At 66.6% G+C, this 13,909-nt stretch carries 13 protein-coding genes, 1 tRNA gene and 1 pseudogene; 8 read left to right on the top strand and 7 right to left on the bottom strand.

Going from position 1 to position 13,909, the window contains the following annotated elements; genetic code table 11:
- Both HYZ11_03255 and HYZ11_03250 read left to right on the top strand, forming a co-directional pair.
- Positions 1–142: hypothetical protein (locus HYZ11_03255; GenBank protein MBI3126602.1), on the top strand; the 142-nt coding region annotated here is incomplete at its 5' end.
- A 34-nt stretch (positions 143–176) separates the two neighbouring features.
- A pseudogene (locus HYZ11_03250) lies at positions 177–695 on the top strand (peroxiredoxin family protein).
- 255 nt (positions 696–950) lie between these two features.
- Here the strand turns inward: HYZ11_03250 and HYZ11_03245 are convergent.
- The 6 genes from HYZ11_03245 to HYZ11_03220 form a co-directional block, all read right to left on the bottom strand.
- Positions 951–2,111 (bottom strand): ABC transporter permease, encoded by a 1,161-nt coding sequence (locus tag HYZ11_03245; protein MBI3126601.1) that lies wholly within the window; start codon positions 2,109–2,111, stop codon positions 951–953.
- 68 nt (positions 2,112–2,179) lie between these two features.
- On the bottom strand, positions 2,180–2,923 hold the full coding sequence (locus HYZ11_03240) for an ABC transporter ATP-binding protein (protein ID MBI3126600.1): 744 nt from the start codon (positions 2,921–2,923) through the stop codon (positions 2,180–2,182).
- Between the two features lie 2 nt (positions 2,924–2,925).
- Positions 2,926–4,560: an efflux RND transporter periplasmic adaptor subunit gene (locus tag HYZ11_03235; protein MBI3126599.1), complete on the bottom strand. Its 1,635-nt coding sequence runs from the start codon at positions 4,558–4,560 to the stop codon at positions 2,926–2,928.
- Positions 4,561–4,751: 191 nt separating this feature from the next.
- Positions 4,752–5,432: a cyclase family protein gene (locus tag HYZ11_03230; protein ID MBI3126598.1), complete on the bottom strand. Its 681-nt coding sequence runs from the start codon at positions 5,430–5,432 to the stop codon at positions 4,752–4,754.
- Positions 5,433–5,458: 26 nt separating this feature from the next.
- Positions 5,459–6,322 (bottom strand): alpha/beta fold hydrolase, encoded by an 864-nt coding sequence (locus HYZ11_03225; GenBank protein MBI3126597.1) that lies wholly within the window; start codon positions 6,320–6,322, stop codon positions 5,459–5,461.
- A gap of 7 nt (positions 6,323–6,329) precedes the next feature.
- A complete protein-coding gene (locus HYZ11_03220) occupies positions 6,330–7,085 on the bottom strand; it encodes a creatininase family protein (protein MBI3126596.1) in 756 nt (251 codons plus the stop codon).
- Positions 7,086–7,407: 322 nt separating this feature from the next.
- On the opposite strand from HYZ11_03220, the gene tadA reads away from it, so the two are divergent.
- From tadA to HYZ11_03190, 6 genes are all read left to right on the top strand, one after another.
- Complete coding sequence (tadA, locus tag HYZ11_03215) at positions 7,408–8,178, top strand: tRNA adenosine(34) deaminase TadA (GenBank protein ID MBI3126595.1); 771 nt, start codon at positions 7,408–7,410, stop codon at positions 8,176–8,178.
- Between the two features lie 19 nt (positions 8,179–8,197).
- Positions 8,198–8,289 (top strand) — tRNA-Ser (locus HYZ11_03210).
- Positions 8,290–8,302: 13 nt separating this feature from the next.
- Entirely contained in the window at positions 8,303–8,740 is a 438-nt protein-coding gene (locus tag HYZ11_03205) for a fumarylacetoacetate hydrolase family protein (GenBank protein MBI3126594.1), read from the top strand.
- A gap of 67 nt (positions 8,741–8,807) precedes the next feature.
- Positions 8,808–9,428: a hemolysin III family protein gene (locus tag HYZ11_03200; protein MBI3126593.1), complete on the top strand. Its 621-nt coding sequence runs from the start codon at positions 8,808–8,810 to the stop codon at positions 9,426–9,428.
- Between the two features lie 485 nt (positions 9,429–9,913).
- A complete protein-coding gene (locus tag HYZ11_03195; GenBank protein ID MBI3126592.1) occupies positions 9,914–10,864 on the top strand; it encodes an ABC transporter permease in 951 nt (316 codons plus the stop codon).
- Positions 10,854–11,735, top strand: a complete 882-nt coding sequence (locus tag HYZ11_03190) for an ABC transporter permease (GenBank protein ID MBI3126591.1) — start codon at positions 10,854–10,856, stop codon at positions 11,733–11,735. Before HYZ11_03195 ends, HYZ11_03190 begins: the two co-directional genes overlap by 11 nt.
- Before the next feature lie 79 nt (positions 11,736–11,814).
- Here HYZ11_03190 and HYZ11_03185 read toward each other — a convergent pair whose 3' ends face one another.
- Positions 11,815–13,398 (bottom strand): ABC transporter substrate-binding protein, encoded by a 1,584-nt coding sequence (locus HYZ11_03185; protein ID MBI3126590.1) that lies wholly within the window; start codon positions 13,396–13,398, stop codon positions 11,815–11,817.
- Between the last annotated feature and the right edge of the window lie 511 nt (positions 13,399–13,909).

Genomic DNA, 13,909 nt, shown 5'->3' with positions numbered 1-13,909 from the left:
CCACAGCACGGGCTACGTCTTGAAGCCCGACGGCACCATCGCCGTGGGCGTCTACAGCACGGGCCCCATCGGGCGGCTCGTCTGGCAGGACGTGCTGGGCCTCGTCCAGTTCTACAAGAAGATGGCCCCCCAGCCGAAGTAGGGGTGCTCCCTTCCTCAATCCGCGGGAGATCGGAATGAAGTCGAACGCCAAGTTCCTCGACACGGGGGACATGTTCCCGCACCTCGAGTTCCCGAAGGTGGGCGGTGGGAAGATCTCCCTCCCGGACGGCTTGGCCGGCTCCTGGGGGGTCGTCCTCCTCTACCGCAGCCACTGGTGACCCTACTGACTGGTGCAGCTCGCCGCATTCTCCCGGGCGGGAGAAAAGCTCGCAGCCGAGGGCATCAAGGTGGTGGCCGGCTCCACGGACCCCGAGGACGAGGTCCGCAAGACCATCGCCCACAGCGAGGTGAACTTCCCCATCGGGCACAGCCTCGATCCGGCGAAGGTCTCGGAGACGACCGGCGCCTTCTACCAGCCGGACCCGCCGAACCGGCCCCGGTCCTATCTCCACACCACCAACTTCCTCCTCTCGCCGGACGGCAAGGTGAACATCGCCGTCTACAGCTCCGGCCCGCTGGGGCGGCTCGTCTGGCAGGACGTGCTCCAGGCGGTGCAGTACCGCAAGAAGATGCTGGCCGGGGCGAAGAAGTAACAGCAGCGGTCCGCTGAAAAAGCACCGGGGGAAAAGATTTCCTTCGGTGCTTTTTTTATGTGAGCGGGCATCTGTCGGACCCGCCTGGTAGCAGCCCTTTCATTGGATCGGATGTTGTCTTGTCATTCCGAGGGAGAGAAGCGACCGAGGAATCCGCTTTTCAAAATAAGAAGCAGATTCCTCGCGGAGTTTACCCTGAGCGCAAGCGCAGGGCTCGGAATGACAACAACGCTGAAAACAAGTTTTCTTTGCGCGCTACTCGTACCGCAGGGCGTCGATGGGGTTGAGGCGGGCCGCCTTCCGGGCCGGATAGAACCCGAAGAAGATGCCCACCCCTCCCGCGAAGCCGAAGGCGAGGAGGACCGAGTCCGGCAGGATGAGCACGGGCCAGCCCGCGAAGTAGGCGATAGCCCCCGAGCCGCCCAGGCCGAGCAGCACCCCGATCAGCCCCCCCGCGAGCGAGAGGGCGAGGGCCTCGACCAGGAACTGGGAGAGGATGTCGCGCCTCTTGGCGCCCACCGCCATGCGCAGGCCGATCTCCCGCGTCCGCTCCGTCACCGAGACGAGCATGATGTTCATGATGCCGATCCCGCCCACCAGCAGCGAGACCGAGGCGATGGCCGCCAGGAGGAAAGTCATCACCTGGGAGGACTCCTCCCGCGCCTGGAGCACGTCCGAGAGGTTGCGGAGGGTGAAGTCGTCCTCCTGGCTCCGCTGGAGGCCGTGGCGCTGCCGGAGGAGGGCGCTTATCTGGCTCTCGGCCTCCTTCATCAATCCGGCCTCCCTGACCTTGACCGAGATGGACCCGACGGACTTCGCGTTCGCCGGGTTGACCCCGAGCACCTTCGTCTTCGCGGCCGAGATGGGGACGAGGATGGTGTCGTCCTGGTCCTGCCCCCATCCGGTCTGGCCCTTGCGGCCGAGCACCCCGACCACCGTGAAGGGCACCTTCTTGATGCGGACGATCTGGCCCAGCGGGTCGCTCCCGCCGAAGAGGTTCTGCACCACCGTCTGGCCGAGCACGGCCGCCTTGGCCGAGCCCGCGATGTCCTGCGGACTCAGGGGCCGGCCCGAGACGATCTCCCAGTCGCGCGCCGTGAAATACTCCGGCGTCACCCCGTGCACCGCGGTGGACCAGTTGAGGTTTCCGAAGACCACCTGCGCCCCGCCCCGCACCGCGGGCGCGGCCGCCTGGACGGAAGGGATCTCCCGCTGGATGGCCTGGGCGTCGCCCTCCGTCAGGGTGGAGCGGCTGCCCGCCCCGAGCCGCACCCCTCCCGAGGTCCGCGAGCCCGAGAGGATGACGATGAGGTTGGAGCCCAGGCTCTGGATCTGCTCGCTCACGCGCGCCTGCGCCCCCGCGCCCACCGAGACCATGGCGATGACCGCGCCGACCCCGATGATGACGCCGAGCATGGTGAGGATGCTGCGCAGCTTGTTCACCAGTAGCGCGCGGAAGGCGATGGGCAGGGTGGCCGCGAGGTTCACGCCTCCACCTCCTCGGCCGGCATGCCGGCCAGCAATTCGGCCGCCCGCCGGGGCTCCGCCACGGCCTCGTCGCGGAGGACGCGCCCGTCCCGGAAGGTGACGACGCGCTTCGCGAACTGCGCGATGTCGGGCTCGTGCGTCACCACCACGATGGTCAGCCCGAGCGCGTTCAGCTCCTGGAAGAGCGCCATGATCTCCACGCTCGTGCGCGAGTCGAGGTTCCCGGTCGGCTCGTCCGCCAGGAGGAGCACGGGGTCGTTCACCAGGGCCCGTGCGATGGCCACGCGCTGCTGCTGCCCGCCCGAGAGCTGGGAAGGATGATGGCCGGCCCGGTCCGCCAGGTTGACCGCCTCGAGCTTCTCCCAGGCCTTCCGGAGCCGCTCCTTGCGGCCCGCCCCGGCGTAGATGAGGGGAAGCGCCACGTTCTCGAGCGCGCTCGTGCGGGGGAGGAGGTTGAAGCTCTGGAACACGAAGCCGAGCTTCACGTTCCGCACGCTCGCGAGGTCGTCCGCGCTCAGGCCGGAGACGTCCCGCCCGTCCAGGAGGTAGTGGCCCGCCGTGGGGGCGTCCAGGCAGCCCAGGAGATTCATGAAGGTGGACTTACCCGAGCCCGAGGGGCCCATCACGGCGGCGAACTCGCCCGTCTCGAAGCGGATGGAGACGTCCCTGAGCGCGTGGATCGTGTGGTCCCCGAGCAAGTAGTCCTTGGCCAGGTGGAGCGTCTCGACGAGGGAGGCCATGCCTAGAACCCCAGCCGCAGCCCGCGGCCCCCGCCCGGAGCCCCGGAGGGGCCGGAGGAAGCCTTGCCCACGATGACCTCCTGGCCCTCTTGGAGGCTTCCCGAGAGGATCTCGGTGTGGCTGCCGTCGGTGCTCCCGATCCGGAGGACGAGCGCCTCGGGGTGTCCGTTCTGCCCCCGCACCCACACCCGGCTCCGGGAGCTCCCCCCGCCGAAGAGCTGCTCATACCGCTCGCGCTGGGCCGGGGTGAGCAGGGCCGCGACCTTGGCCTGGACGGCCTGGCGGAGCTCCTGGATGCGGGTCTCTCTCGCGCGCTCGGTCAGGTTCTCGGCGCGCAGCTTCATGAACTCCTGCCGCTGCCCCTGGTAGATGGTCTCGACCTTCGCCCGCTGCCCGGCGTCCAGGCCGAGCTCCTTCGCGAGACGCTCCTGGATCTGGCGCCCGCCGCCCGCCTGAGCTCCCCGGGGGGCGCCGCCCTCGGGGCGGCCCCCGTTCCCGGAGGCGGGAGCCGCCGCGCCGTCCGGGTTGAAGCGCAGGGCGGCGTTCGGGATCTTGAGGATGTTCTCCTTGTGCTCCACCACGAGCTGCACGTTGGCCGTCATCCCGGGCAGGAGCCGGAGCGTGGGGTTCGGGGCCGAGACGACGACGTCGTAGGTCACCACGTTCTGGACGACCTGGGGCGCCTTGCGGATCTGCACCACCTCCCCCTTGAAGCTCTGGCCCGGGAAGGCGTCCACCGTGAAGGTGGCGGGCATGCCGGAGCGGATGCGGCTAATGTCGGCCTCGTCCACGTTCGTGTTCACCTGCATCCGGGTGAGGTCCTGGGCGATGGTGAAGAGGGTCGGGGCCTGGAGGCTGGCCGCCACCGTCTGGCCCACGTCCACGTTGCGCGAGACGACCACCCCGTCCACCGGCGCCCGGATGATGGTGTTCTCCATATCCACCTTGGCTTGGCTCAGGGCCGCCTCTTTCTGCTTCAAGCCCGCCTGGGCGTTCTGGAGCTGGGCCTCGATTGCCCGGAACTGGGCCTGAGCGGCCTTGATCCCGCTCTGTTGGGCCTCCTCCTGGGCCTGGGTGGCCGTGAGTTGGGCGGCGGCCGTGTCGTGAGCGGCCTCGGCCGAGTCGAGCTCGCTCTGGGGGATGAGCTTTTCCTCGAAGAGGCGCTTGCGGCGGTCGAGGTTGCGCTTCGCGTCGAGGAGGCCGACCCGCGACTTGACCGTCTGGGCGGCCGCGGCCGCGGCCGCGGCCCTGGCGTTCTGGACGTCGGCATGCGCGCGCTCGAGGGCAGCCCGCTGATTGAGGATGGACGCCTTGGCCGCCTCGAGCTCGGCGGCGGCTTGGTTCACCTTGGCCTCGAATATCTCAGGGGCGATGCGGGCGATGACCTGGTCCTTGCGAACCGGGGTGTTGAAGTCGGCGGCCAGCTCCGCGATGCGGCCCGAAACCTGGGAGCCCACGAGGACGCTCGTGACGGCGTTCAGGGTACCGGTGGCGGAGACGGCGGCGGTGAGGGTGCCCCGCTCCACCGTCGCGACGCGGAAGCCCGGGCCGCTGGCCCCGCGGGCGCCCAGGAGGGGGATGGAGGCCGCCCCCGCGAGGAGCAGAGCCGCCAAGATCAGCCAAAAGGTGCGTCGCATGGGTCTCATTTTCCTGGGGAGAGGGCGGCGCCCCCTCCCGGGAGCGGGGATTATACCCCGTTTTTTCCTTGCTCATTAGACGGCGGGGGTTCCTGGCCGGTTTTCGAGACGCCAGGCGGGTTTTCCGGCCGGATCGGCGGGGCGCCGCCCGGCGCGGGAGAGGCAGCCGGGCCCCTCTCCGCCGGATGGAATCACCCCACCCGGGCCACCACCCGGGCGGGGGCGCCCTCGATGCGGTGGAGCTTGAGGGGGAAGGCGAACATCTCGAACTCCCTCTCCAGGAAGCTGTCCAGGTTGACGACGTGCTCGATGAGCGGGATGCCCCGCCCCAGCACCGTCCGGTGGCCGGGGGAGTCCCCCTTCTGGGCGGTGCCGCCGGGCCGCATGCCGGGGTCGATGGGGTGGTCCATGCAGAGCGCCTTCATGCCGCACGCGCAGAGGAATTCGCAGGCCTCCTGGTCGAGGTAGGGGTTCCGGGGGAAGTAGTCCGGGGTGAAGATGGCCCGCTTGGACCACCCGCTCCAGCTCACGGCGATGGCGCCCTCGAGGCGCTTCGCGTCGAAACCGGGGGAGCGCTCGATGTGCTCCCGGGTGATGGGGCTCTCGGGCTTCGTCGTGGCCCGGACGTCGAGCTTGACCGCGCGGCCGCAGAAGGTTTCGAGGGGCATCTCGTCGATGGTGGCGCCGTCCGCGTAGAAATGGTTGGGCGCGTCGAGGTGGGTGCCCTGGTGGATGGCCATCTTCACGGCGCTGTTCTGCCGGCCGTGGGTCGGGTGCTCGTGGAAGCGCCAGAACTCCACGGGCGGGAAAGTGGGGACCAGGCAGAGGTCCGGATGGCCCAGGGGGGCGGTGAGGTCGATCAGGCGTGCCACGGCGCGGCCTCCTCAGGAAGAACGGCTTAAGAAGATCCCGGCTCGCGGCGCGCGACCGAGTGCTTCCGGAAGAACTCCTCCAGCAGGGCCAGGAGGGACTCGGGCCGGTCGAGCTGGACGAAGGCTCCCGCGCCCTCCACCACGACCGCCTCCCCGCCGGGGGCGGCCCCGGCCAGCCGCCTCGCGGCGTCCGCCCCCCCGGCGTCCTTCTCCCCCGCGACGGCCAGGATGGGGCAGCGCAGCTCCGCGAGGCGCGGGGTGAGGTCCGGCCCCCCCAGCGCCGCCTCCAGCGAGGCGGCGTAGCCCCGGGGGGCGTTCCGCAGGAAGAGGCGGTGGTGCTCGGCCCGCTCCTTGGGGGTCATGCCCCTGGGCAGGGCGCCCGCCGCCTTGCGGGCCTTGTAGGCCGCCTGGAGATTCCCTCCGGCGGCCGGGGCCCGCTGCGCGAGGAGGGCCTCGCGCTGGCCCCCCTCGGGCGGAGCCGGATCGGTCCCGATGAGGACGAGGGCGCCCGCGAGCTCGGGGCGCTCCAGCGCCAGCAGGAGCGCCGCACGGCCGCCCAGCCCCTGGCCGATGAGGACGGGACGCTTCGCCCCCAGCGCCTCGGCCAGCCGCGCGAGGTCCCCCGCCATCGCCTCCACGGAGTAGGGTCCGGCCGGGCTGGCGGAGCGGCCGTGGCCGCGGGGCTCGACGGCGGCCACGTGGTGGGCCGTCTCGAGCCAGGGCACGATCTTTCGCCAGGCCCAAACGGTGTCGCCCAGCCCGGGGACGAGGAAGACCCAGGAGCCCTCGCCCGAGATCTCGGCGCAGAGGATGACCGGGTCGTCCACCCCCACGGGGCTCAGCTTGAAGTAGCGGGCGGTCCGGGGGGACTCGCCGGCGATGCGCGCCATGTCGTTCCTAAGCGGCGGCCAGGGCCTGGATGATCTCGCGCAGGCGCGCCGCGCACGCCTCGAAGAACCTCTCCCCGTTCGCCGCGTCCGCCACGGTGGGGTCCCCCGAGACGCCCGAGGGGGCGCGGTTGCGGTTGAAGTCCGAGGGCCGGTGGAGCTTCCCCCCGTGATGCATGTCGCGGACCATGAGGGGGTGCTTGGGCACGTTCGGGTTCTTGACGGCCTCCTTCATGTTCACCAGGTCGGGCCGGAGGTGGAGCATGATCGAGGTCTCGAACTCGCAGCTGTGGCCCATGCCCCCGATCTCGCTCTTGCGGTACTGGGCGGCGGCCTGGTCCCCGAGCTGGTAGTAGGTCACGAACCACATCTCGATGCCCAGTTCGTAGCGGACCGGGACCAGGGCGGACTGAACGGGGTTGATGTTCCCCCCGTGGCCGTTCACGACGAGCACTTTTTTATAGCCCGAGCGGTGGATGGAGCGGATGAGCTCCTGGATCACGGCCAGATAGGTTTCCAAGCTGAGGGTGAGAGTGCCGGGGTAGTCCGCGTGGTGGAGGGACATCCCGGCCCACATCGTGGGGGTGAGGACCACCCGTTCCAGCCCCTCGGCGGCCTTCCGGCAGACGCTGGTGCAGAGGAGGGTGTCCACCACCACGGGGTTGTGGGGGCCGTGCTGCTCGATGGAGGCGACCGGCAGCACCACGGCGGCGCCCGCCTCGGCCATCTTCTTGTGCTGGGGCCAGCTCAACTCCTCCCAGAGCATGACGGGGCCTCCTCCTGCCAGGAGCTTCGGGGGATTCTGGGGCCGGGTTTCCCCGGCTGGCACGGGAAACCGCCCAAGACTCGCAGGTTTTCCCGCCCCCGGCAACCGGAGGCGCCCAGGCGGGAGAAATACGCGCGGGGAAGATTTTTTATGGGGAAATTTCCGGTATTAGCGGCAATTAGAGGGAACTATCCGTATTACCCGCAACCCTCCCGGACGCTCCCACCGCCCGCCGTGGGTCCTCTCCTCCGGCGCGTGCATGTGTTTTAAAGGCGCAATATTCGCCACTATCCGCGGCAAACAAAAAATTTGCCCTTTATCCATGCTTTATCCGCCACTATCCGCGACGCCCTCCCCCGCCCGGCATGGTGCCCGTCCGGCCATCCGGGCGGCCCCGGCCCCCAAGGGGCAATGTAGGGCGTGCCGGGGAAGGAGCCGTTACCGCAATTTCGCGCACCTTCGTGCATTTGGGGGTGGAGGTTGCCTAGGGCAGGGACCGGATTGCCTCGGCACCCGATTCGTGGTCTTTTTAGGGGCTGGTTCAGGCCCCGCATGCGATTCCGCGCCGGCCTGGGCGGTAGGAGGATGGACGGTGGAGCCGCAGGCGCCCGATCAGGCCCGGGAGGACCGGCGCTGGATGGCCGAGGCCTTGGGGCTGGCGCAACGGGCCCGGGAGGCGGGGGACGTGCCCGTGGGGGCCGTGGTCGTCCGGGAAGGGGAGGTCCTCGGCCGGGGCTGGAACCGCCGGGAGGCGGACGCCGACCCCACCGCCCACGCCGAGCTCCTCGCCCTGCGCGAGGCGGCCGGCCGGGCCGGGAGCTGGCGGCTCGAGGGCGCCGTCCTCTACGTGACGCTCGAGCCCTGCGCCATGTGCGCCGGGGCCCTCGTGAACGCCCGGATCGGGCGGCTCGTTTATGGCGCGGCGGACCCCAAGGCGGGCGCCTGCGGCTCGCTCTACGATCTTCCCTCGGACCCCCGGCTGAACCACCGCTTCCCGGTGACGGCGGGGGTGCTGGCCGGGGAGAGCGCCCGGCTCCTGCGGGACTTCTTCCAGGAGAGGCGGTATCCCGCCCAGGGCGCGCGGAATGCCTGAACGTCCAAAGGTTTTTCCCGGAGAGGTGGCCGAGTCCGGTTTAAGGCGGCAGACTCGAAATCTGTTGTGCGGGCGACCGCACCGGGGGTTCGAATCCCTCCCTCTCCGCCAAGAATTTACCGTCGTGCGCAGGCTCCCTTCTCTCCCCTCCCCGGTTCTCCCCCCCACCAAGGGGCAGGAGGGCAGCCACGGCCCCCGCGGGCTGTGGATCACCACCAAGGACGAGATTCCCGATCCCCACAAGCTCCGGGTGAGATCCTGGGTGAATGGCGCCCCAGCCCAGGACGGTCGCACCGGCGACATGGCCCATAAGATCCCCGCCCAGGGGGCCTGGCTGAGCCGCTTCGCCCGGCTCGACCCGAGGGACGTTATCGCCACCGGCACCTGCCACGAGGGGCGCAAGGGGCCGATCGGCGGGGACATCCTGGAGGCCGAGATTGAGGGCCTGGGGAAGGCGCGGTTTTTGGCCCGGGGGCCGCGGTCTCCCAGGCCCGGCGCCGCCTCCCGGCCCCAAGCGCCCCGGGCCCCGGGGGCCGCCGGCGCGGGGACGGTCAGTGTTTAGGCCATCCTCCCGTCGAAATCGGCTGGGAATTCGAGCCGTGGGCGAATCGCTTGCACGGCCGGGACATATGCTGCCGATCGGGGAGGTCGCGAACAGTGTCAGCCATGGCATCGGCTTCCTGGCGGCGGTGGCGGCCGCCCCGGTCCTCGTTCTTGCCGCTATCCAGCGCGGCGGCGCGGCGGGAGTTCTTGGCTCGAGCGTCTTCGCGGCGGCGGTGGTGCTGTTGTACCTGGCGTCCACGCTCTCCCACGCTTTGCCCGAGAACCGTGCGAGACGCCTGTTCGAGGATCTCGACCAGATCGCGATCTATCTCCTGATCGCGGGTACATACACCCCATTCATGCTCGGTGTGCTCCACGGCGTTTGGGGCTGGACGCTGCTCGGGCTCGTGTGGGCCCTGGCCATTGCCGGCATCGCCTTGAAGGCCGCAGGCAAGCTGCGGTCGGTGGGGGCTTCAACCGGCCTCTACCTGGCGATGGGCTGGCTCGCCGTCGTCGCGGTAAAGCCGTTGTGGATCCTCGTGCCGCCGTGGGGTCTGTTCTGGATATTCGCCGGCGGCGCCGCGTACACGGTGGGAGTGGGGTTTTTCGCCGCCCAGCGGATCCCCTACAGCCACCTGATCTGGCACCTGTTCGTCATGGCGGGCACCACATGCCATTTCATCGCTGTGCTGTGGTACGCCGCCTAGACGGGCGGAGGAGAGGGAAGCCGTTGGGGCGGTGAGCGTCGTGTCCGACAATAACCAGGACGACGGGTTGGCGGCTTCCCTGCGGGGATACGTCAAGGGCAAGCGTTAGACTCGGACCCGGCCCGCACCGGTGTGCTGGCCCACCGATTTTATGGGCCGGCGTTTCTGAATGTAATGACTTGGAATCGTTAGGCGTGTGGTAACCTTCGGGGTCCAGCCATCAGGAATCTTCCGGAGGCCATCGTAGAGCCAAATGGCCCGATCCCCTCAGAACGGCAAAATTTGGAATCCAAAATTCGGTGGACCAGGGTACCGGAAGGTCGATTCCGCGCCGGTCTTGGGTGTCCTGCACCGGGAGTTCAATCCGATTCCTTGCGCGGCCCGAGGGAGCCTGAAATTATCGTGGAGCACAGGGCTGCGCCTGATATCATATGGTTCGATGAACCTGGAGAGCGGCGCTCGGGTAGCGGAATCGAGGGCGGGTCGTGACGCGCTATATCGTCAAGAGACTGGTGCAGATGCTGCCGGTTCTGCTTGGCGTGACATTGACGGTGTTTCTTATCCTTCACTTGACCCCGGGGGATCCGGCGCAGGTCATGCTCGGCCCCGAGGCCACACCGGAGTCCATCGCCCAGCTCCGCGAGGAGCTTGGTTTGAATCGGCCGATCTACGTTCAGTATTTTCTTTGGCTCGCTCGCGTAGTCCAGGGGGATCTCGGCCGATCCTTCGCGATGAAGGCGCCCGTGGGTCCGCTGGTGTGGGAACGGTTTAAGGCCACCTTCATCCTGACTGTCTCAGGTCTCGCTTTCTCCACCGTCGTGGGTATCCTCGCCGGTCTTCTCGCGGTGATGCACCTCAACTCCGTCTTCGATCGGCTGGTGACGGCGCTTGCGCTCTTCGGCGTGAGCATGCCGGTTTTCTGGCTCGGGCTCATGGCTATCCTTTTCTTCTCGCTGCGTTTGTCTTGGTTTCCCGTGAGCGGGATGCAAGACCCGTCCGGAGGCGGAGCCTGGGACCTCCTGCGACATCTTGTTCTTCCGGCGGTGACCATGGGGACCGTCTCCATGGGGACCGTCGCGCGGTTCACGCGGTCGAGCCTCTTGGAGGTGTTCGGGCAAGATTTCATCCGGACGGCGAAGGCGAAGGGGGTCAGCCCCAATGCGGTGTTGCTCCGCCACACCCTGCGGAACGCCTGGATCCCCGTGGTAACGGTTGTCGGGCTTCAGTTGGGCTATCTGCTCGGCGGGGCGGTGCTCACCGAGAAGGTGTTTTCTTGGCCGGGGCTTGGTTCGCTGATGCTGGATGCGATCCTTCAACGAGATTTTCCGGTCATCCAGGGAGGAGTGCTGCTCATCGCCGTGGTGTTCGTCATGGTCAATCTCGCGGTGGATGTACTTTACGTCTATCTCGACCCGCGGATTCAATATGAGGATTGAGTCGGTTCCTTCAGCGCCTCTCTTTTCGGAGGGCGCCCGCCTCTTGGTCCGATGGATCACGCGCTACTGGGTGGCGGCATCGCTCGCCGTCATGTTGATCGCGCTCGCCGCCGTCGTGCTATCCGTGCCCCTTCTCCCGCTCGTGAACCCTGACAAGATCAACACGATCCAACGGCTCAAGCCGCCATTCGCGTTATCCGAGCACCCACTCGGGACGGACGGGTTCGGAAGAGATATGCTGAGCCGTCTGATATGGGGAGGTCGTATCTCGCTCCTGATGGGATTCTGCTCGGCGTTTCTGTCGATGATTTTTGGCGTTTTCTTAGGGCTCGTGGCGGGATACGGAACGCAACGTATCGACGCCATTGTGATGCGGCTGGTGGATGTCGTGATGGCCTTCCCGTTTATCCTCTTGGCCATCGCGCTCGTGGGCGCGCTCGGCCCGGGTCTCTGGAACGCCATGCTTGCGATCGCCGTCGTGGGCATTCCCCAATACGCGAGGCTCGCGCGCGGGGCGATTCTTTCCGTCCGGGAGCAGGAATATGTCGAAGCCGCCAAGGCACTGGGCGCGAGTCACCGCCTCATTCTCTCCCGGCACATCCTCCCGAACATCACCGCTCCCATCATCGTCATGGTGAGCCTCGATGTCGGGGCCAAGATCATCGCCACCGCAAGCCTGAGCTTCCTCGGCCTGGGAACTCAGCCCCCAACGGCGGATTGGGGCTCGATGCTGGCCGACGGACGGAACTATCTGGCCGTCGCACCCCATGTCGCCACCTTGCCCGGGCTGGCGATATTCGGCGTCGCCCTGGCTTTCAACCTCGTGGGCGACGGCCTGCGGGACGCACTCGACCCGCGCCTTCGGGCGTAGCTCCACGTTTCGCCGAGGTTATCACCCTCCGGGTTTTTCCTTTTCCGCGCCGGCCGGTAGCCCGCCGGTTTCGCTCGGTTTATTTCTTATATGCGTCTTCAAGCGAGAGGAGCCACCCATTGGGATTCATGGATACTCCGTGCACATTGGCGCGCACGCCCACCACCTCGTACTGATGATCTATCGGAATCCAGGGAACCTCCTCGTTCACGATCTCCACGATTTTCTGGTAAATGACTTTGCGCTTCCCCTCGTCGAAGACCTCGCGGGCCTCACCAAGAAGCCGGTCGACCTCCGGATTGTTGTACTTCATCAGATTCACGAAGGGGACATTCTTCGAGTAGAAAAGAGGATAAAGGGTAACATCCGGGTCTCTCACCTTCTGATACCAGGACATGGCCGCCATATCGAAAGAGCGTTGTTTCTCCCGCACTTTTGCCAGGTAGGTTCCCCATTCGAAGACTTCGAGTTTTGTTTGGACGCCGATGGCAGCGAGGTTAGCCTGTATGACCTGGGCCATCTCTTTCGGAAGTTGCATGCCCGAGCCGGACGTCGGCGCCCACAACTTCAAAGAAAATCCATTTGGGAAACCGGCTTCCGCCAGAAGTTTTTTCGCTCTTTCAGGATCGTACGGGTACTTGCGCGCATTGGGGTTGTGCCCCCAGCTTGAGGGATGGACCGCCTGAGTGGCCACGATACCGGTGTTCTTGAGCACATCGCGGACGATGGCCTCCCGGTCAATCGCATAATTGAGAGCTTGGCGGACTTTTTGATTCTGGAAGATCTTCCTGTCGAGGTTCAAGGCCACATACCAGATTGTGAGGCCGGGCACCTTGATGATCCGGGTATCCTTGTTTTTCTCAACTTGGGGGATGGAATCCGGGAAGACCGGGACGATCACATCAACACCGCCCGAAAGAAGTTCGGCGACGCGTGTTTGTTCCTCGGGCACGGGCCGGAAGATGATCCGTTTTGGAGCACCCTTCTTGCCCCAGTAGTGCTCATTGCGAATCAGGGAGAGTTTCACCCCGCGCTGCCAAGTCTCGAGCCTGTAGGTGCCCGTCCCCACGGGCTTGGAGCCAAAGTCGTTGCACGATTGTTTCGCCGCTTTGGGGCTGACAATTCCGAAGTTCACATTGGAGAGATAGCCGAGGAAGCCGGCATGTTTGTAGTGAAGGACGAGCTTCACCGTATGAGCGTTGACGACATCGATTCGCTTGATGGGTCGCGCATAACCCACGACGAAAGTCCATTTGCCGCACTTATACTCGGGATGCTTGGGGTCCATGAAGCGCTCGTAGCTGTACTTCACCGCCTCGGCGGTCAGCGGTTCCCCGTCATGGAACCGAACGTTTTCTTGGAGGTGGAACGTCCATTCGAGGCCGTTCGGAGAAATGTCCCACGACTTCGCCAAGAGAGGCGACACTTCAGGTTCGTCCTTTTTCGTCGTCACCAAACCCTCGGAGATGAAACGGATGACCCGCAAGGAGTGCAGCCCAAGTGCCTGAGCGGGATCAAGGTTGGGAACCGCGGCCTCATGGGCGACGACGATAGTATCGTTCCCCCCTTGTGCATATCCTGACTCCGTCGGCAGGAACGCCCCAGCGAGAATTGACGCCAATAGAATCCATCGCGTGCGATAAGGACTCAGATATTTCTTCATCTCAATTCCTCCCAGGGGATTGCATACCTTTCGGGAATTCCTCCAAACGTCAGGCGGGCCCGGCGATCTTGCTCCGCCAGCCGAGTTCCTCCGCGCACCAGCCGGCGCGCCCCCGCGCCAAGAAGAGCTTGTCGAACCGGCATCGATGAGGGGGTGAATATTAGCAAAAAAGGACCTCGGGCAGAACAACAAGCCCATGGATTCCCCCGGCCGTGTGTTTTCAGCCGAAGCGGGGAAAGGCCTCCGGCCTGATCCGGGAGGGAGGGGGCTTCCGCATGCATGGGGCGGCCGCCCTCCCGGCCCCGCGCCGCGCGGCGGGGTCCCGGCGCGCATTGGCTTCGAGATCGCCGAGCGCCTGGACAATCGTTTTCATCCGGAGAAAATCCGCGGGATGTGCGGCGCGCGACCCCATCCCCGGCATTCGGCCGGCGAACTCTATCTGAACGGGAGGTGGATCCTCGCCGATGGCACTGTCCAGTGATTCCTGGTTCGGATTTTGAAATAATCCGAT

The sequence above is a fragment of the Candidatus Tectomicrobia bacterium genome (assembly GCA_016192135.1).
In the GTDB taxonomy this organism is placed as follows: Bacteria; UBA8248; UBA8248; order UBA8248; family UBA8248; genus 2-12-FULL-69-37.
Note: the sequence above shows the minus strand (reverse complement) of the source record. Positions and strands in the feature narration are given on the sequence as shown.